The sequence below is a fragment of the Arthrobacter sp. NicSoilB11 genome, from assembly GCF_019977375.1.
GTDB lineage: Bacteria > Actinomycetota > Actinomycetes > Actinomycetales > Micrococcaceae > Arthrobacter.
On record NZ_AP024657.1, the window covers coordinates 1,013,322 to 1,030,783 of the forward strand.

Annotated in this window: 21 protein-coding genes; 11 read left to right on the forward strand and 10 right to left on the reverse strand. The window is 66.3% G+C overall.

The window, feature by feature from the left end:
* Positions 1-15: 15 nt before the first annotated feature.
* From LDO14_RS04775 to LDO14_RS04810, 8 genes are all read right to left on the reverse strand, one after another.
* Positions 16-1,290, reverse strand: coding sequence for an AGE family epimerase/isomerase (locus LDO14_RS04775; RefSeq protein ID WP_223993989.1), 1,275 nt, complete (start codon positions 1,288-1,290; stop codon positions 16-18).
* Between the two features lie 45 nt (positions 1,291-1,335).
* Positions 1,336-2,079 (reverse strand): sulfite exporter TauE/SafE family protein, encoded by a 744-nt coding sequence (locus LDO14_RS04780; RefSeq protein ID WP_018771354.1) that lies wholly within the window; start codon positions 2,077-2,079, stop codon positions 1,336-1,338.
* On the reverse strand, positions 2,080-3,519 hold the full coding sequence (locus tag LDO14_RS04785; protein ID WP_018771353.1) for an NAD-dependent succinate-semialdehyde dehydrogenase: 1,440 nt from the start codon (positions 3,517-3,519) through the stop codon (positions 2,080-2,082). It abuts the gene before it with no gap.
* Positions 3,520-3,598: 79 nt separating this feature from the next.
* On the reverse strand, positions 3,599-4,414 hold the full coding sequence (locus tag LDO14_RS04790; protein WP_018771352.1) for a carbohydrate ABC transporter permease: 816 nt from the start codon (positions 4,412-4,414) through the stop codon (positions 3,599-3,601).
* Positions 4,415-4,418: 4 nt separating this feature from the next.
* Positions 4,419-5,375: a sugar ABC transporter permease gene (locus LDO14_RS04795; protein WP_018771351.1), complete on the reverse strand. Its 957-nt coding sequence runs from the start codon at positions 5,373-5,375 to the stop codon at positions 4,419-4,421.
* A complete protein-coding gene (locus LDO14_RS04800; protein WP_026266088.1) occupies positions 5,372-6,661 on the reverse strand; it encodes an extracellular solute-binding protein in 1,290 nt (429 codons plus the stop codon). The genes LDO14_RS04795 and LDO14_RS04800 overlap by 4 nt, the downstream gene beginning before the upstream one ends.
* A gap of 92 nt (positions 6,662-6,753) precedes the next feature.
* A complete protein-coding gene (locus LDO14_RS04805; protein WP_018771349.1) occupies positions 6,754-7,638 on the reverse strand; it encodes an aldolase in 885 nt (294 codons plus the stop codon).
* A gap of 20 nt (positions 7,639-7,658) precedes the next feature.
* On the reverse strand, positions 7,659-8,561 hold the full coding sequence (locus LDO14_RS04810; RefSeq protein WP_018771348.1) for a PfkB family carbohydrate kinase: 903 nt from the start codon (positions 8,559-8,561) through the stop codon (positions 7,659-7,661).
* Positions 8,562-8,700: 139 nt separating this feature from the next.
* Here LDO14_RS04810 and LDO14_RS04815 point away from each other — a divergent pair, with 139 nt between their 5' ends.
* From LDO14_RS04815 to LDO14_RS04855, 9 genes are all read left to right on the forward strand, one after another.
* On the forward strand, positions 8,701-9,843 hold the full coding sequence (locus LDO14_RS04815) for a Gfo/Idh/MocA family oxidoreductase (RefSeq protein ID WP_026266087.1): 1,143 nt from the start codon (positions 8,701-8,703) through the stop codon (positions 9,841-9,843).
* A 70-nt stretch (positions 9,844-9,913) separates the two neighbouring features.
* Positions 9,914-10,696 (forward strand): DeoR/GlpR family DNA-binding transcription regulator, encoded by a 783-nt coding sequence (locus LDO14_RS04820; RefSeq protein WP_223993991.1) that lies wholly within the window; start codon positions 9,914-9,916, stop codon positions 10,694-10,696.
* The gene (locus LDO14_RS04825) at positions 10,693-11,610 is read left to right on the forward strand and encodes a 2-hydroxyacid dehydrogenase (RefSeq protein WP_018771345.1); all 918 of its coding nucleotides are present in this window, start codon (positions 10,693-10,695) and stop codon (positions 11,608-11,610) included. The genes LDO14_RS04820 and LDO14_RS04825 overlap by 4 nt, the downstream gene beginning before the upstream one ends.
* Positions 11,611-11,641: 31 nt before the next feature.
* Positions 11,642-12,109 carry an SRPBCC family protein gene (locus tag LDO14_RS04830; protein WP_018771344.1) on the forward strand — a complete coding sequence of 156 codons (468 nt, stop codon included), beginning with the start codon at positions 11,642-11,644 and terminating at the stop codon, positions 12,107-12,109.
* A 9-nt stretch (positions 12,110-12,118) separates the two neighbouring features.
* Positions 12,119-12,463, forward strand: coding sequence for a DUF1801 domain-containing protein (locus tag LDO14_RS04835; protein WP_018771343.1), 345 nt, complete (start codon positions 12,119-12,121; stop codon positions 12,461-12,463).
* Between the two features lie 65 nt (positions 12,464-12,528).
* Entirely contained in the window at positions 12,529-12,852 is a 324-nt protein-coding gene (locus LDO14_RS04840) for a hypothetical protein (RefSeq protein WP_026266086.1), read from the forward strand.
* Between the two features lie 239 nt (positions 12,853-13,091).
* Complete coding sequence (locus LDO14_RS04845) at positions 13,092-13,481, forward strand: VOC family protein (protein ID WP_018771341.1); 390 nt, start codon at positions 13,092-13,094, stop codon at positions 13,479-13,481.
* A gap of 152 nt (positions 13,482-13,633) precedes the next feature.
* Positions 13,634-13,984, forward strand: a complete 351-nt coding sequence (locus LDO14_RS04850; RefSeq protein WP_223993993.1) for a cupin domain-containing protein — start codon at positions 13,634-13,636, stop codon at positions 13,982-13,984.
* Positions 13,985-14,088: 104 nt separating this feature from the next.
* Positions 14,089-14,331 carry a hypothetical protein gene (locus LDO14_RS04855; protein WP_018771339.1) on the forward strand — a complete coding sequence of 81 codons (243 nt, stop codon included), beginning with the start codon at positions 14,089-14,091 and terminating at the stop codon, positions 14,329-14,331.
* A gap of 85 nt (positions 14,332-14,416) precedes the next feature.
* On the opposite strand, the gene LDO14_RS04860 is transcribed toward LDO14_RS04855, so the two are convergent.
* Together LDO14_RS04860 and LDO14_RS04865 are read right to left on the reverse strand one after the other, a co-directional pair.
* Positions 14,417-15,673: an MFS transporter gene (locus LDO14_RS04860; protein WP_026266085.1), complete on the reverse strand. Its 1,257-nt coding sequence runs from the start codon at positions 15,671-15,673 to the stop codon at positions 14,417-14,419.
* Entirely contained in the window at positions 15,670-16,131 is a 462-nt protein-coding gene (locus tag LDO14_RS04865) for a MarR family transcriptional regulator (protein ID WP_018771337.1), read from the reverse strand. Before LDO14_RS04865 ends, LDO14_RS04860 begins: the two co-directional genes overlap by 4 nt.
* Before the next feature lie 135 nt (positions 16,132-16,266).
* Here LDO14_RS04865 and LDO14_RS04870 point away from each other — a divergent pair, with 135 nt between their 5' ends.
* Positions 16,267-16,773, forward strand: a complete 507-nt coding sequence (locus LDO14_RS04870) for a DUF3592 domain-containing protein (protein ID WP_223993995.1) — start codon at positions 16,267-16,269, stop codon at positions 16,771-16,773.
* A gap of 59 nt (positions 16,774-16,832) precedes the next feature.
* Positions 16,833-17,435, forward strand: coding sequence for a heme-binding protein (locus LDO14_RS04875; RefSeq protein WP_223993998.1), 603 nt, complete (start codon positions 16,833-16,835; stop codon positions 17,433-17,435).
* The last annotated feature ends 27 nt before the right edge of the window (positions 17,436-17,462 follow it).

Here is a 17,462-nt window from a genome sequence, read left to right on the forward strand (position 1 = left end):
GGACGAAGTGCCGAATCAGAGGCCGGCTGATTCGCTGGCCTGCAGGGTTTGGTTAAGGCGTATGTCCAGCAATCCTGCCGCGACCGCCGGTGCCAGCCCGGGGGCCAGCGGAAGGCGGGGGACCACCAGGCAGTGCCACAGGTGGTAGATGTCCGCCTTACCTGACCATACGGTGGAGGAGACATTGCCGTTCTCGTCGAGTTCCTGCTTCCAGGACCCATGCTCGTAGTCGATGAACCAGTCACGGGCATGGTCCCAGATCCGCTCATACCAGTCCGCGTACTTCTGGTCCCCCGTGGCGATATAGAGGGCTGCCGCACCCCCGATTGCCTCGGCGGGCACCCAGCGGATGCGGGTGGTGACCACCGGCTTGCCCTCCCAGTCAACGGTGTACACAAAGCCGGGGTGGCCGTCCGGTTCCCAGGCGTCGCGGATGGCGGCGTCAAACAGGCCGCGCGCATCGTCGAGCAGCCAGGCCGGGACGTCCAGGCCGCGGGCTTCGAGCCCGGCACGGAGGTGGAGGAGCAGGCGCGCCCACTCAACCCAGTGGCCCGGGGTGCCGCCGTACGCCCGGAACTGGCTGGCCCGGTCATCGGTGTTGTACTCCGGCATGGGGTTCCACTCCGGGTCGAAGTGCTCGAACACCCGGTAGTTGTTGTTGCGGGCAAAGTTGTGGATGAGCACTTCGGCGATGTGCAGGGCCCGTTCGAGCCAGCGGTTCTCCCCGGTCACATCGGCCACAATGAGGTATGCCTCCACGGAATGCATGCTCGCGTTTCCGCCACGGTATGCCTCGGTTTCCGTGAATTCCCGGTTCCACGAGTCGAAACACATGTTGGCCTGGTGGTCCCAGAATTTGGTGTCAGCCACCCGGAGCGCCTCGTCCAGCAATTCGCGGGCCCCTGGCCGCCCTGCGGCGACGGCACTGGCAGCGGCGAGGAGCACGAAGGAATGCTGGTAGCCGGACTTCGTATCGTTCACGGGGCCGTTCGCGTCCACCTCGGCGTACCAGCCGCCGAACTCATCGTCGTGGAGGGGGCCGTTGAGCGCAGCGATGCCGTGGTCCACAAGGAGCGCGGCACCCGGCCTGCCCATCAGCGCGGCGACGGCGAAACTGTGCGTCATCCGGGCGGTGATCCACAGATGGGTGGGCTTGTCGGCGAACACCTTGCCGTAGTTGTCCAGCCAGCCGAATCCGGTGGGGACCTTGGAGGCCTCGGCAAAGCGGACCAGCCGGTCCGTCTCCGCCTCAAGCCATCGTGCGTGGGCGGCACTGTCGAGCCACGTCATGTTAATTCCTCTCTCTGGTGCTGGTGCAGGTGAAAAAATGTCGGATCAGGCGACGGCATCGGATATGCCGCGGATGATGGTGGCGGCCGCGCCCAGGTAGGCCAGGACGATCAGCAGTATCTGCGCTGCGCGGGTGGGGACGTGCTTGGCGGCGAGGTCGCCGAGAACCAGGCCGGCCAGGCAGGCGACGGCGACGGCGAGCCACATCGCCAGGGGCATCACGGGGAACGTCTGGGGCGCGGTGATCGCCTTGGAGATGAGCGAGAAGACGCCGATGGTGAAGAAGTACGGTTGCATCGTGGCCGCGAAGGACTTGTGCTGCCACCGGGTGGCGATGGAATACATGCTGACGGCTGGACCGCCCACTCCTGCCGCTGTGTTCATGAACCCGCTCAGGCTGCCGGCGGTGAGCAGGTACCGCCGGCGCGCCGGCAGCGTGGCGGACTTCAGGGCCAGCAGGATGGTCAGTCCGGCGGCGAGGATCACCCCGATGGAAATTTCCAGGACCGCCGCCGGGACCAGCCGGATCAGGAATGCGGCCGGGACAATGCCGAGCAGCGCCGAGGCCGCGAGCATCAGGTACCGCTTCCAGTCGATGTCCCGCACCACCCGGAAGATGATGGCGCCCGCCGTCACGGCGCCGCACACATTCACCAGCACTACTCCTTCCACCGGGCCCAGGAGCAGGACCAGGAATGGCGCGGCCACCAGGGCGAAGCCCATCCCGGTGATCCGCTGCATCCCGGCGCCCATGACGACGGCGCCCAGCACCAGTCCGGTGGTCAGCACTTACGGCCGCCAGGCCACGTACTGGACCTCCTCGAACTCTTCGAGGCCCAGGCTTGATCCTTCCCGGCCCAGGCCCGACTGCTTGGCGCCGCCCATGGGAGCGAAAGCAACGGAGGGCAGGGGATCGTTGACGCCCACTATGCCGGCTTCGAGGCGTTCGGGAATGTCCCAGCCGCGCTTGGCGCTGCTGGTCCACACGTAGGCAGCCAGGCCCATCTCGGTGGCGTTCGCCTTCCTGATGGCGTCCTCGTCGGAGGAGAAGGTGACGACGCCGGCCGCGGGGCCAAAGACTTCCTCGGTCACCAGGCGTGCGTCGTCCGGGACGTCCGCCAGCAGGGTGGGTGCCAGGAAGGACCCCTTGGCCGGGACGTCGGTGCGCTGGGTGACCTGCCGGGCGCCCCGGCTGAGTGCGTCGTCCACCAGGGACTGAACCGCGGCCACCCTTTCGGCGTCGATAACGGGACCGAGCTCCGGAACCGGTGCGCCGCCGTCGGGAACGCCGTGGCCGATGCTCATCGCATCAAAGCGGGCGCCCAGCCTCTGTGCAAACTCTTCCGCGATGCCCTCCTGGACCAGGAACCGGTTGGCGGCAACGCAGGACTGGCCCGTGTTGCGGAGCCGGCCCAGGACGGCACCGTCGACGGCGGCGTCCAAATCGGCGTCCTCGAACACGATGAAGGGTGCGTTGCCGCCCAGCTCCAGCAGCGGCCGGACCACGCGTTCCGAGGCTGAGGCCATGATCTGCCGGCCCACGCCGGTGGATCCGGTGAAACTGACGGCCCTGACCGCGGGGTGGGACATCAGGGCGGCGGTGATGTCACGGGAGGGGCCGTGGACCACGTTGACCACGCCGGCGGGGAAGCCGGCGTCGTGCAGGACTTCGAACAGTCCCGTGGCAGCCAGCGGCGCCTTCTCAGACACCCGGCCCACCACCGTGCAGCCTGCGGCCAGCATCGCGGCGAGCTTCCGCGCCTGGATGGAGACCGGGAAGTTCCAGGGGGTGAGGCTGAGCGCCACTCCGATGGGTTTGCGCAGGCTCAGATGGCGGCGGCCACGCAGTTCAGGCGGGCTGACGGTGCCGGTGGCCCGGCGCGCCTCCTCCGCGAACCAGCGGAAGTACTCCACGGAGAAGTCCACCTCCCCCTGCGCTTCGGGAAGCCGTTTGCCGGCTTCGAGTGCCAGGGTGTGGGCCAGTTCGTCGCGGCGTTCTGCCAGGAGGTCGGCGGCGTTGCGGAGCAGGTCTGCCCGGTGGCGGACGGTGGAGCCGGACCAGGAATTGAAGGCCTCCGCGGCGGCGTCGGCGGCCTTGGTGGCATCGTCGGCCGTGCCCCAGGCCACCTCTCCCACGGTGGTGCCGTTGCCCGGGTCAATCACGTCCTTGGCGGTTCCGGAGGTGTGCCAGGTGCCGCTAATGAGGTGCCGGGCGGATTTGAGGTTCATGGATTGTGCCTTTCGTAGGGCTGGGAAAAGATTCGGCAGTTCCGGGCGGCCGCCAAAGCCGGGCCCGGGGCCTGGTTCCTTATCCCTTGCTCGCGCCGGCGGTGATGCCGGCTACAAAGTAGCGCTGCAGGAAGACGTAGGCGATGACGACGGGCAGGGATGCCAGGATCACGCCGGCGAACAGCAGCGGGTAGTTGGTTTGGAACTCGCCCTGGAAACTCAGCAGAGCCAGCGGCAGGGTGCGGTTGCCGGGGGACTGGATGAACAGCAGCGGGTACAGCAACTCGTTCCAGTGGATGACGAACAGGAAGATGGCGGCTGCGGCGATGGAGGGCGCCGAGAGCGGCAGGGCGATGGAGAAGTAGGTCTTCCACGGTCCGCTGCCGTCGATGGAGCTGGCCTCGTAGAGTTCCTTGGGCAGGGTCCGCATGAACCCGCCCAGGATGAACACGGCGATGGGCAGCGTGGAGACCACGTTGGCCACGACCAGGCCGGCCAGGTTGTCCAGCAGGCCAAGCCGGCCGAAGAGCACATAGAGCGGCACCATGTTGGCCTGCGCCGGGATGGCCATGCCCAGGACCAGGAACCCGAAGATGGCCCAGGCCATAAATCCCTTCAGCCGGGACACTGCGTAGCCGGCCAGGCTGGCAAGGAACAGGGTGAGCGGCACGGAGATACCCGTGACGATCGCGCTGTTCATGAAGGATGAGCCCAGGTTCTGGCCGCCCACCACTTCCGCGAAGTTGTCGGCGGAGAGGGAGTGCGGCAGGCTGAATGGCCCGGCGAACAGTTCCTGCGTGGACTTGAAACTGCCGAACGCCACCACGGTCAGTGGAACGATGATGATGACCGCATAGATGGCCAGGATGGCGCGGCGGCTTAGTGAGGCGAGCATGCTGCTATTCCCCCTTCGGGGTCAGCCGGAGCAGTCGGCGCTGAAGCCAGGTGACCAGGGCGATCATCGCCATGAAGATGATCGACTGGGCGGCGGCGTAGCCGAACTCCGAGTTGGCAAAGGTGCTGTAAATGCGGGTGGACAGGATGTCCAGGGCAGCCTTGGGCGGGTTGCCCGCGATACCGAGGATCAGGTCGAATGCCTTGAACGACTGGACGGTGGTGTAGGCCACCACAATGGACGTGGCCGGGGCCACGAATGGCCAGGTGATGGACTTGAACTGCTGCCACTTGTTGGCGCCGTCCATTTCGGCTGCTTCGTAGAGTTCCCTGGGGATGGCCTGCAGCCCCGCGATATAGACCACCATCATCTGGCCGGAATGGAACCACACCTGGGTGACAGCAACCCAGTAGAGGGCCTGGGCGTCATTGCCGAGGTAGGCCCCGCCGTCCACCCCCACGGTTCTGAGGACCGAGTTGGCCAGGCCGAAATTGGGGTCGTAGATGAACTTCCAGATGAAGGCCACGGACACCGAGGACAGGATGGTGGGGAAGAAGAACAGGGCGCGGAGCAGGATGCTGCCGCGTGAGTTCCGGGTGAGGAGCAGTGCCAGGACCAGCGAGAACGCCGTTTGGGCGATGACCACCAGCAGCACGAACTTCAGGTTGTTGGTCAGGGCATTGGTGAACAGCGAGTCCTTGGTGAACGCACGGATGAAGTTGTCCAGGCCCACGTAGTTGAAGGCCGCCGAGAAGCCGTTCCAGTCCGTGATGGCGTACTGGAAGGCCTGCAGCGTGGGCATCACCAGGAAGAAGGCGACGACGGCGACGGCGGGCAGTGGGAAGAGGTACAGTGCCGGATTCACCCGGGTGGGGGAGCGCCGGCGCACCTTGGGGGCGTTGGCGGAGGTTTGGCTCTCCGGCGCCTTGCCCTTGGCTGCGGTTCCGGGATGGATGCTCATAGCCGTTCATCAACAATCTTCTGGGCGGCGGCGGCTGCCTGTTCCGGGCTGGTGCCGGAGATGACGGCCGTGGCACTGGCCTCCACCGCATTGCGGACGTCGAGGTTCTGGAACTGGAAGCGGGCTGCGAGCGCCGTCTTCTTCTGCAGCCAGGGGCTCAGCCGCTTCAGGTCCGGGTTGGTGTACTCCACCTTGTCCACGGACACGTGCTGGGCGGTCTGGTTGGCGTAGTAGCCGGCGTTTTCGGGCTCGGAGAGGAAATCGATCCAGGCTGCTGCGGCGGCCTGGTTCTTGCTGGCCGAGTTGACGCCGAGGATGAACGTGGCGTTGTAGGCGCCCTCGTATTTGCCGTTGCCGTCGGAAGTGGTGTTGGGGAACACCAGGTCGATGGGGAACTTGGCGCCGAGTCCCCGCACGGCGGCGATGTGGTAGGAGCCGGTGGCCAGCATGGCGGCCTTGCCCTGGGAGAACAGGTTCTGGGCCGGTTCCACGGCGGTGCCGGTGGCGTTGGGCTGAACGAAGGGCTTCAGGTCCTTGTACTGGTTGAGCATCTTGATGAACCAGTCGTCGGTGCACTTGAGCTTGCCCTGTTCGATCTGGGCGCACATGTCGTCAACGGGGGCGTTGTTGGCAATCATGCAGTTGAACAGCTGGCCGCCGTTTCCAACATCGCCGCCCGGCCAGGAGATGGGGATGACACCGGCGGAGGCCAGCTTCTCGCACATGCCCAGGAACGCATCCCAGTTCTTGGGGGCGATCTCCGCACCGGCCTTATCAAAGAGATCCACGTTGGCCATGGGCATGGGGAACACCACCTGGTAGGGCAGGCCCAGTTGGCTGTCGCCGTTCCGGCCCGCGGACAGCAGCCCCTTCTGGTAGTTGCCCACCGCCTTGCTGTCCTTGAGCTCGGTGTAGATGCCGGCTTCGGTGAAGTTCTTGAACTGGGCGCCGCGGAAGGTGGCAAAAGCGTCGCCGATCGAGCCGCCGCGCAGCTTCTGGAGGGCCTGGGCGTTGTAGTCGTTGGAGGTGGAGATGTCCTGGGCAACCTCCACGCCGTTGTGCTGGGCGGCGAAGCGCTTGATGAGTTCGTCGAACACGGCCTTGTCCTCGCCGCGCCAGTGGGCGAACGACACCCTGCCGGTCACGGCGCCGGTGGAGGGTGCCGCCGGTCCGGTTGCACCGCCAGGTCTGGTGGAACCGCCGGGCCCGGCGCACGCTGCCGCAGCGGCGCCGAAGCCCATGGCTCCCAGAAGGGCGACTGCCTGCCTGCGTGAAATCTGACTCACAATAATCTCCTCGTTGAGTGTTTGGTGTGCCTTGTTTGCTTACTGCGGAAAGGGTCTGCCCCGGTCAGGACGTTGGTGCGCGCCACTTATGGCTACGCGTGCGTCCTCTGCGCGGAGACGACGTCGTCAACGACGGCGCAGAGGCGCTGCAGCCGGCGGACGGCGTCGGTGGAGAGGGATTCGACGACGTCGGGGGCACCGATGCAGGATGCCCAGACGGCGCGTCCGGAGAGGAAGCCGCTGGCGCCTTCCAGGCAGGCCCACCGAACGGCATCCGGGAAGACGTCCTCGGGGACGCCGGAGGACAGGACCACCCAGGGGCCGTCGATGGCCTTGGTCAGTTCGGCGCAGGCGGCGCGGACCTGGTCTTCGGGGGCTTGGCCGTGGAAGGGGACCTCCGCTTTGTAGAGGTCGGCGCCCAGGCTTCCGAGTTCCTTGGCTGCGGCCAGGATGCCGGCATCCCAGTCAAAGTCGCCGCCGGCCAGGGGCTTGCGGGAGACGGGCTCGATGATGCTGATCAGTCCGGCGGACCGGCAGCTTTCCACGAATTCACGGACCATGGCCACACGGCCTTCGGCGGGCTCGTCCGGGCGGTAGAGGACCAGCAGCTTGAGGGCCTTCACCCCCAGGGCCGCGTACTTCTGCGGATCCACCAGCCGGTCGATGGTGACCTCGCCAACGAGCTCGCCGTGGGCGGATTCGAAGTGGTCGGCGGAGGCGATGAGCCCGCAGTTGGGGTCCACGACGCCGGCTTCGATGGCCTGGTCCAGGGCGAACTGACGGTCGATCAGGATGCCGGAGGCGTACGGGGTCAGGATCCGGGCCGCTTCAAGCTTGAAGTCGCGCAGGTCCTGGTCCGTGACGGGCTGGTCGGTGTGTTCGGCGAACATGTTCCGCATGGCTTCGCGCTGGTCCACGGCCAGCATGGCGAAGGCGCCTGAGGGGCGCTGGAGCGGGGAGAGGTCGGTATGGCTCATGGGGTGGCTTCTTTCGGTGGTCAGTTGGACGCTGGGACAAGATTGACGGTTTGGTGCGGGATGGCGGACCGGCCGTCCAGTCCGCCGCAGGAGGCGGAGGCGGTGCGCCCGGCGAATACGGCGGCTTCCACCAGTGGAAGTCCGGCAGCGACGGCGGCGAGCAGGGCGCCGTGGTAGACGTCGCCGGCACCGAGGGTGGACACGATGGTGGCGGGCGTGGCCGGGACGTGGACGGGTTCGGCGCCGCGTTCCAAAACCCAGGCACCTTCGGAGCCGGCGGTGGCGACGACGGCGGAGGCGCCGTCGTCAATTGCCTTCCGGAGCAGCGACTCAGGGGAGAGGTCCTCGCCGTATTCTGCGCGGAGCCTTTCGATGGTGGGGACGTACAGGGCCACGCCGCGGGGGCTGAAGGCGGGGATGGGGTTGCCGGCGTCCACGCTGATGGCCAGGCCGGCCGGCCGCGCGGGGGCATTGGCCACCGCGTTCCAGCCCAGGTGGTCCGTGTGGACCCAGGCCGCTGACTGGAGCAGTTCGGAGAAGCGGCTGTCCCCGGGGAAGCTGACCGGCGGGACCGGACGGGTGACGATGGCCCGGCTTTCGGTGGCCCTGCTGACCACGATCACGCTGGCACCGGTCTTGACGCCGGCGTCGCGGATCACGGCGGAGGTGTCCACGCCTTCTGCCTGAAGGCCGCTGACGATGCGGTCCCCTTCTTCGTCGGTTCCCAGGACGCCGGCAAAGGCCGTCCTGGCTCCGGCGCGGGCGGCCGCTACGGCTGCCGTGGCGGCGGGTCCGCCGCCCGCCGTGGCAAAGTCCGTGGCGACGGTGCGGCTGTCCGCGGCAGGGTAATCCTGCACCAGGGCGATGGCGTCAAGAGTGGCGCAGCCTACGAAGAGCAGGGTTCCGGTTGACGGTTGGGGCACGTTCCACCTCGTTGTAGTTCCGGCTGATACTGAAGAAATATACACATAGCATGTTGGAAAAACAACACTTTCTGTATAGTTGTGTTTGGGATGCAACGCCGCGGTCCCGCCCACTCAACGTAGAGAAACGGAGCAGCTCATGTCATTGCCTACTGCGGAATCGGTCCGGACCATCCGGTATGGCCTCATTGGAGCGGGCCATATGGCACGCGAACACGTCCGGAACCTTGCCCTGATCCCGGGAAGCCGCATCACCGCAGTCTCGGATCCCACACCCTCTTCACTGGAAGAGACGGTGAAGGAGATCGGCCATGAGGTGCGGACTTTCCCTTCCCACCAGGAGTTGCTGGCCTCGGGCCTGGTGGACGCGCTGGTGATTGCCAGCCCCAACGACACCCACCTGGGCATCCTCAAGGACATCTTCGCCAGCGGGACCAACCTTCCGGTCCTCGTGGAGAAGCCCGTGTGCACCACGGCGGAGCAGGCGGACGAACTGGAGGCGCTGGCCGGCAGCTACCCGGCCCCGGTGTGGGTGGCCATGGAATACCGGTACATGCCGCCGGTCCAGGAGATCATCCAGGCGGCGCATGGCGGCAAGCTGGGCAACATCCACATGCTCTCCATCGTGGAGCACCGCTTTCCGTTCCTGCACAAGGTGGATGCGTGGAACCGCTTTGCGGAACGGACCGGCGGGACGCTGGTGGAAAAGTGCTGCCACTTCTTTGACCTGATGCGCCTGATCCTGCAGGACGAGCCCGTACGCGTCTTCGCCAGCGGCGGCCACGACGTGAACCACATGGATGAGGTCTACGACGGCCGGGTGTCGGACATGCTGGACAACGCCTATGTGATCGTCGATTTCAAGGGCGGCCGCCGCGCCATGCTGGAGCTGTCCATGTTCGCCGAGGGATCCAAGTTCCAGGAACGCATCTCCATTGTTGGGGATGCTGCCAAGATTGAAACCCTCATCCCGGTGGCCGCCAACCACTGGATTCCCGGTGACCACGCTGAAGCGACGGTTGAATTCAGCCCACGGTCCCCGCTGGGTCCCGAAAAGCACGAGGTTCCGGTGGATGAGGCTGTCCTGGCGGCCGGCGCGCACCACGGCTCCACCTACTATGAGCACCAGGGCTTCCGGAAGGCCATCCTGGGCGAGGGGCCGGTGGAAGTCACCATTGCGGACGGACTGCAGTCCGTACGCATGGGCCTGGCCGCCGAACGCTCTATTACGGAAGGACGCCCCGTTGAGCTTGGCAATGCCGCCCTCGGGGTACGTTCATAAGAAGATACATGTTGGAATTGCAACATCCCGCCAGGCTCCTGCCCGGCGCACGGGGGAGGGAGAACAGCCAATGGGCACCGCAGATAAAGAGGCGCCGCTGACACCCCGCCAGCGCACCATCCTCGATGAGCTGGGCCGCCGGGGGTTCATTTCAACAAATGATCTGGCGGAGACCTTTGCCGTCTCCGACATGACGGTGCGGAGGGACACCCGGGTGCTGTCCAAGCGCGGACTGGCCCGGGTGGTCCACGGCGGCGTCAGCGCCGTGGACGGTCATGGCCAGAACGCGAACTTCGCCGCGCGCGTCCGGGAGCACGCGGACGCGAAGCTTCGGGTGGCCAGGGTGTGCCTCTCGATGATTGGCGAACGGGATGCCATCATCCTTGATGCCGGCACCACGACGTACCAGATCGCGCAGGAACTGCCCACGTCGTTCACCGGCACCATCATCACGCACTCCGCGCCCGCCATCCAGCGCTGCCTGCAGCTGACGGCGGCGCGCACCATCTGCCTGGGCGGGGAGCTGCTGCTGGACAGCCAGGCGTTCAACGGACCGATGACCGTCAGCGCCGCCTCCGGACTCCGTGCCAAGACAGCCTTTATTGGCGTCAGCGGCATCCATGACGAGGCGTTCTATATTGAGCGCGACGTGGAGCGCGCCACTAAGATCGCCCTTATGAATTCAGCGGAACAGGTAGTGGTGGTGGCAACCCACCAGAAGATGCTGCGGTACGCGCTGGCGCGGCTGGCGGCGTTCGACGCGGTGGACATCCTGGTCACGGACGCTCCGCCGCCGCGGGAGATCGAGACAGCCCTGCGCGCCGCCAACGTCAAGCTGATGGTTGCCGCATGACGGCCCGCCTGCGCGTGTGCCTGCCGTCCCGGGACCTGCTGGACGCACTGGCGCCGATTGACGGCGTCGACTTTGTCCTGTGGGACCTCACCGGGCCGGCGCCGGACGGCCGGCTGGACCTGCTGGTGCCCGGCTACATGGGCAAACCGGCGGCGCTCGCCGCACTGGAGGGCGTGGACGTCGGCCTGGTGCAGAGCCAGTCCATCGGGTACGACGGCGTCGCCTCGGTGCTGCCCGCCGGCGTCACCTTCGCCAACGCGGCGGGAGTCCATGAAACCTCGACGGCGGAGCTCGCCGTGGGGATGATGGTTGCTTCCCAGCGCGGCATTCCGGACTTTGTCCGGAACCAGGAAACCGGTACGTGGGACAACAGCCAGCGGCCCAGCCTGGCGGACCGGCGCGTGCTGCTGGTGGGTTACGGGGGAGTGGGCAAGGCCATCGAGGCCCGGCTCCTGCCGTTCGAAACCGACGTCACCCGGATGGCCAGCCGCGCCCGCGACGATGAGCGCGGGACCATCCTCGGGATCGATTCGCTGTACCAGCAGCTGCCGCTGCACGAGATTGTGGTGGTCAGCGTCCCCCTGGGCGAAGACACCAAGCAGTTGGTGGATGCGAAGTTCCTGGCGGCCATGCCGGACGGGGCCCTGCTGGTCAACGTGGCCCGCGGCCCGGTGGCGGATACCGGGGCCTTGCTGGCAGAGACCGCAAGCGGACGGCTCCGGGCCGCGCTGGACGTCACCGATCCGGAGCCGCTGCCCGCCGACCATCCGCTCTGGACCACTCCCGGCGTGCTCATCACACCGCACGTGGGCGGCGCCAGTTCGGCCATGTTCCCCCGGATGGTCCGGTTGCTCAGGAAGCAGATCGGGCTGCTGTTGGAGGGCAAGGACCCGGTGAACGTGGTCCTCCCTTAACCGCGGCGGTTCCCGCCCCTATGCTTGGCCCATGTCCACTTTTGAAGTCCGCCGCAGTTCCGTCATCCCTGCCGCCGCCGAAGACATCTTTCCGCTCGTCAACAACTTCCACGAATGGACTGCCTGGTCCCCCTGGGAGACCATCGACCCCCGCATGAGCCGCCGCTACTTCGGCACTGAAGCAGGCACGGGGGCCGGGTATGAGTGGAGCGGCAACCGCAAGGCGGGCAGCGGCACCATGGAGATCGAGGAGTCGGTGCCGTCGAATCTGGTCCGGATCCGGCTGCAGTTCACCAAGCCCTTCAAGGCCCTGAACCCCACCACCTTCACGTTCACCCCTGCCCCGGGCGGCACCGAAGTGACCTGGCGGATGACCGGCGAGAACAAGGGCCTGGGGAGGGTGTTTGCACTGTTCATGAACATGGACAAGATGGTGGGCGCCGATTTCGAACGCGGCCTGGCCGCGTTGGCTGCCACAGTGGCGGCACGAAAGAGCTGAGGCCGCCACATGGGTGTCGTTGACGAAGCCCTGGACAGGATTGACGGACCGGACCGCAGTTGCCTTCAGCACGTGGTGGAGATTGCGCGGTCCCTGGCTCCCGACGCCACGGAGGGCATGAGCTACGGCATGCCCGCCCTCAAACTGGACGGCAAACCGCTGGTGGCGGCCGTGGCCGCAGCAAAGCACCTCTCGGTTTTCCCGTTCTCCTCCGCGGTGGTGGAGGCAGTGGCCGGCCGGCTGGAGGGGTACTCCCTGTCCAAGGGGACCATCCGCTTCACGGCGGACCATCCAGTGCCGGACGACGTCCTCGCTGACATCGTCCGGCTGCGGATGGCGGAAATACGGAAATAGGGCGCAGGACGACGGCGGGACCTATGGTCCTTCCAGCCGGCCGCGCCAGTGCATAGCGTGGTGCCATGGCTGATACTCTCTCCTCCCTCGCAGACTCCTTCAAGAACATGGGCGTTGCCCGCGCGTACGGCTCTCCCGTGAATGTGGGCGGGGAGGACATTGTGCCGGTGGCGCTGGTGTCCTTCGGTTTTGGCGGCGGCACGGAATCGGACCAGGGGGCATCGGGCGGCGGGGGCGGCGGTTTCGTTGTCCCGTTGGGCGTGTACCGGACCGTGAATGGGCGCGCGGTCTTCCGCCCCAACACCATCGCCATGCTGGTGTGCCTTGTCCCATTGGTTTCTGTTGCCGGCGCGGCGTTCCGAAAAGCGGCGCGCTCGGCCCGGAAATAAGCGCCGGCCGGCGGCCCGGCATTCCATAAAATTCCCCTATTTCGTCCCCGGTAATTCGGTTCCATAATGGCCTCGTAGACTTCGGGAACCTCCCGCCGCTGTCCTGTGCCACGGCGGAACCAGGGGTTCCAGGTGGCCGCCCCGGCAATCGGCGGGAAGGACGGCCACGAGGCCCGGCCGGGACGGCCGGACTGTTTCAGGGGGAGAGCAACGCCACTAAATGCACAAGGAGAATTGTCATGCTCAAGGATAGGGAAATCATGGCTGTGCTGCCGGCCAAGGATATTGACCGGGCACGGGAGTTTTACCGGGACAAGTTGGGACTGGAGCCGGTCCAGACGGTCGAAAACGACAACCTTATCTACCGCTGCGGCAAGGGAACGGGCTTCCTGCTCTACCAGACGGACAACGCCGGTTCCGCCAAGAACACCCAGATGTCCTGGGGCGTCGATGACGTCGAAAAGGAAGTGGAGGAACTGCGGGGCCGCGGCGTCGTCTTTGAGGAGTACGACATGCCGGGACTCAAGACCGAGAACGGCATCGCAACGATGGAAGGCATGGGCAAGGGTGCGTGGTTCCTCGACAGCGAGGGCAACATCCTGAACATTTCCTCGATCCCCGTCACGTAGCCATCCGCCTTGCACAGGCGCATACTCAATCACCTGGCAGCAAAGCCATAAGTACGACGCCGGCACGTGCCGCCCGAAGCACCCGCACCCGGGTGCGTGGCAGCGGCAGGCCGGCGCCGCCGTCGTAAGCGGCCTGAAAGGAAGGCACGGGAATGGGCGCGGAAGACATGGTTCCGGAGACAAAAGGCGTCTCGGTGGAGTTGCTGGCGGCCGTAGACCTTGACGGCGAGATTGACGGGATGGAAGGCCGGCAGCTGCGGATGCGGATGGTGACGATCGACCCCGGCGGGGTCTTCGGGCCCCTCCATGACCATGTGGGGCGACCCGGAACCGTCTTTATCCTGCAGGGAACCATCACCGACCACCGCGACGGCGCCGCCACGGACTATGGGCCCGGAGTGGGCTGGCCGGAGGACCGGAACACCACCCACTGGCTGGAGAACAGGGGGACGGTCCCGGCGGTGGAAATCTCCGTGGATATCGTCACCAAGCTTCCGTCATAAGTCCACGTGTTGTAAAAACCGGTGGCTTATCCGCTGTGTTCTGGGTATCTTGTGCATACCCGTGGTTGAGCAGTCAGCTGGCAAGTTACTCATGGGGGCCACTGATGGACGCCGCTGCTGACCAGCCACCTTCCGGGAGGATCCGTCCCGGCACCAGCTCACAGGGCAGGGTGTTCCATGCCTTCCGGCGCTGGCCGCTCGTCCCGGCCGCCGACCTGCTCCTGCTGCGCCACGCGCTCGTCGGCCAAGATTCCTCCACCGAACCGGACCACGCGTCCGCTCTCCGATGCCTCGTCGACGACGAACTCACGCGCCGGCTGGCCCTCCCGCCCGCTTCGGGGGACTAAGACTGCCGTGGGTCGGTAACGTGTGACATTGGGGGACCGGCCCACGGCCCAAATAAGCCGTCTGTTCCTTCCCCCGCCAGCCAATTCAAACGGCGGGCTGGCGCCGCCCCAGCGCCAGCCGCAGGGCGGCGCGGAGGGTGAGCCGGTTCCGCCTGGTTACCGCGATGACGGCTGCGACACCAGCCAGCAGCACCACGATCCCGCCTGCGGCCACGGACCAGCGGGCGCCGAACTGGCTCCCGATCCAACCGACCAGCGGTGAACCCAGGGCGGTGCCGCCCTGCAGGATGGCCAGGTACAGGGCCAGCACGCGACCGCGGAACTGTGGCTCCACGGACAGCTGGATGCTGGTATTGCAGCTGTTCAGGAACGTGATGGACGCCAGCCCCACGGGAATGAGGAGGGCAGCGTAGGCCCAGAAAGACGGCGCGACGCTGCCCAGGATGGTGAAGACACCCAGGCCCAGCGCCCCGCCCAGCAGGAACCTCAGCCGAGGACGGGACCTGCGGGCCGCCAGGAGGGCGCCGGCCAGGGTGCCCACCGCCATGATGGAACCGAGAAGCCCGAATTCACCCGGGCCCATGCGGAATTCGGTGGTGGCCATCAGCGAGTTGATGACGGGAAAGTTCATGCCGAACGCGCCCAGGACGCCCACCAGGACCATGATCAGCATCAAGTCCGGCCTTCGGCGCACGTAGCGGATGCCCTCAACCACCTGGTGCTTGTTCCGCTCGCCCTTTGCCACCGGGGCGGGCTGGGTAATGCGGATCCTGAACAGCGAGACCAGGACGGCCGCGAAGCTCGCCGCGTTGAGCAGGAACACCGGGCCCGTTCCCACCCAGGCGATAAGCACCCCCGCGATCGCGGGGCCTGTGAGCCGGGCGGTGTTGAAGGAGGCGGAATTCAGGGCCACCGCATTGGAGATGTTCTCCTGCCCCACCAGTTCCGAGACGAAGGCCTGGCGCGCCGGTGCGTCCACGGCACTGGCAACGCCCAGGCAGAAGGCCGCCACGTACGCATGCCACAGTTGGGCGGTGCCGGTCACCACCAGGAGGCCGATGGCGAGGCCGGTGGATGCCATGGCCAACTGCGTCCACATGAGGATAATGCGTTTCCGGTACCGGTCAGCCAGGACTCCGCCGTAAGGGCCGAACAGCAGCATGGGCAGGAACTGCAGGCCCGTGGTGAGGCCGACGGCGGCGCCTGAGTGGTCGGTGAGAACGGTCAGGACCAGCCAGTCCTGGGCCACGCGCTGCATCCAGGTGCCGATGTTGGAAACGATCGCACCGCTGGCCCAGATGCGGTAGTTGGGGTTTTCGAGGGCCCGGAACATCGCGCTCATTTGCCGCTCATTTCCTGCATGATGCGGGCCGCCCGGCTGAGGGTAAGCCTGTCGTCCTCGCTGAGCCCGGCCACGCGCTGGGCCAGCCAGGCCGTCCGCTGGCTCCGTGCCTCGGCGAGGACCGTCCTTCCCGCATCCGTGATGTCCACGCGGACCTGCCGCCCGTCGTCGGGGTCTGCGCTCCTGGTGACGAAGCCCTGGTCGGCGAGCGCGTTGACGATCCTGGTCATGGACGGGGCCTGGACGTGCTCACTCTCGGCAAGTGCCCGGAGCGTGCTGGGGCCGCTGCCGTTCAGCAGGGCCAGGACCGTGTATTGCCCGGGGGTGATGATGTCGCCCGTTGCCTCAACGCGGAGCCGGCGTGAAGTACGCATCACGGCGGTGCGGAGCTCGATGGCGAGGGTATCGGGCGTGGTGGGGTCTGCGGTTGCAGTGTTCTTCGTTTGGGTGGGTGACATGTATGCGGGTGCGCCTCCTGCTGACGTTCCTTAGCAGTGCTAATTAGTTCTGCTAACTATTATGGTCTGCTTGCTTATCAATGGGCAACAGCCTGCGGTGTGGGTTTGGTGACATGCTCCGGCAGAATAGGAGGCGTGACTGGGGGCAGAGCTGATGTAAAGCGCAAATCCGCGTTGTCGTGGAAAGGAAAAGCGAACCTTGCGGTGGCCGTCCTGGTCATCTGCCTGGGCCCGATCCTGATTGGCGTGGGCAGTTTCATGATCAACGCCGACGAGGAGCTTGCGCGGACCGGGACACAGGCCACCGGAACGATCGTCCACTTCAAGGACGTCACCAAAGCCTCCTCGCGCAGGATGCAGGTTGAATTCACGGCGGCGGACGGGCTGCCCCACAGGACGTTCGCGGCCGTTGACCACGACCAGCATCCCGTCGTCGGCAGCGAAGCCACGGTGGTCTATGCCGAAAATGACCCGGCCAGGGCCGTTGTGCTGGGCCATGAGAGCGACGGTGTGTGGTTCCGTGGCGTGGGCATTGTGCTGACCGTCATCTTCGGCGGACTGGGACTGCTGCTCTGCCTTGGGGTTGGCACCGCGGCCCTCCGTGCCAAATTCCGGAAACCCGCCACAAACCACGTGGTCTGAGACTGTCACGGCTCTTGGGTCTGGCCGCTGCGGCTCGGCGGGCGTAGGCTCGGTCCACCATGACCGAGCAGCAGCCCTTTGAATTGATCCGGCGCTATCCGCATTTCGAGCTGCGCCGGTATCCGGACTACGTGGTGGCCGAAGTGACGGTCACCGCGGATTTTGACCGCGCCGGCAATGCCGCCTTCCGGCATCTCTTCAACTACATCAGCGGCAGCAATAATGCCCGGCAGAAACTGGCCATGACCGCTCCGGTGCTCCAGGAACCAGGGCCCCGGAAACTGGCAATGACCACCCCCGTACTCCAGTCCGGTCCGGTGCCGGGGTCGGGGGAGCCTGCCGAATATTTGGTGGCGTTCGTCCTTCCGGCCGGCGTGACAGCTGACGGCGCTCCGGTCCCTGCCGATCCCATGGTCAGGATCCGCGCGGTGCCAGGTTCCCTTGCCGCAGTGCTGGGATTCTCCGGCAGCGGTTCGGCATCGGCTTTCCAGAAGCGCAACGACGGCCTGCAGGCTGCGCTCACCCTGGCCGGGCTGACTCCCGTGGGGACGCCGAGATTCGCCCGCTTCGACCCGCCGTTCAAGCCGTGGTTCCTGCGCCACAATGAGGTTGTCCAGGATGTCCTGGAACCCCAGGCGGGTGGAACGGCACCGGGCGCTTAGCTGGAAGCAACGCTGTAGGTTTCTTTC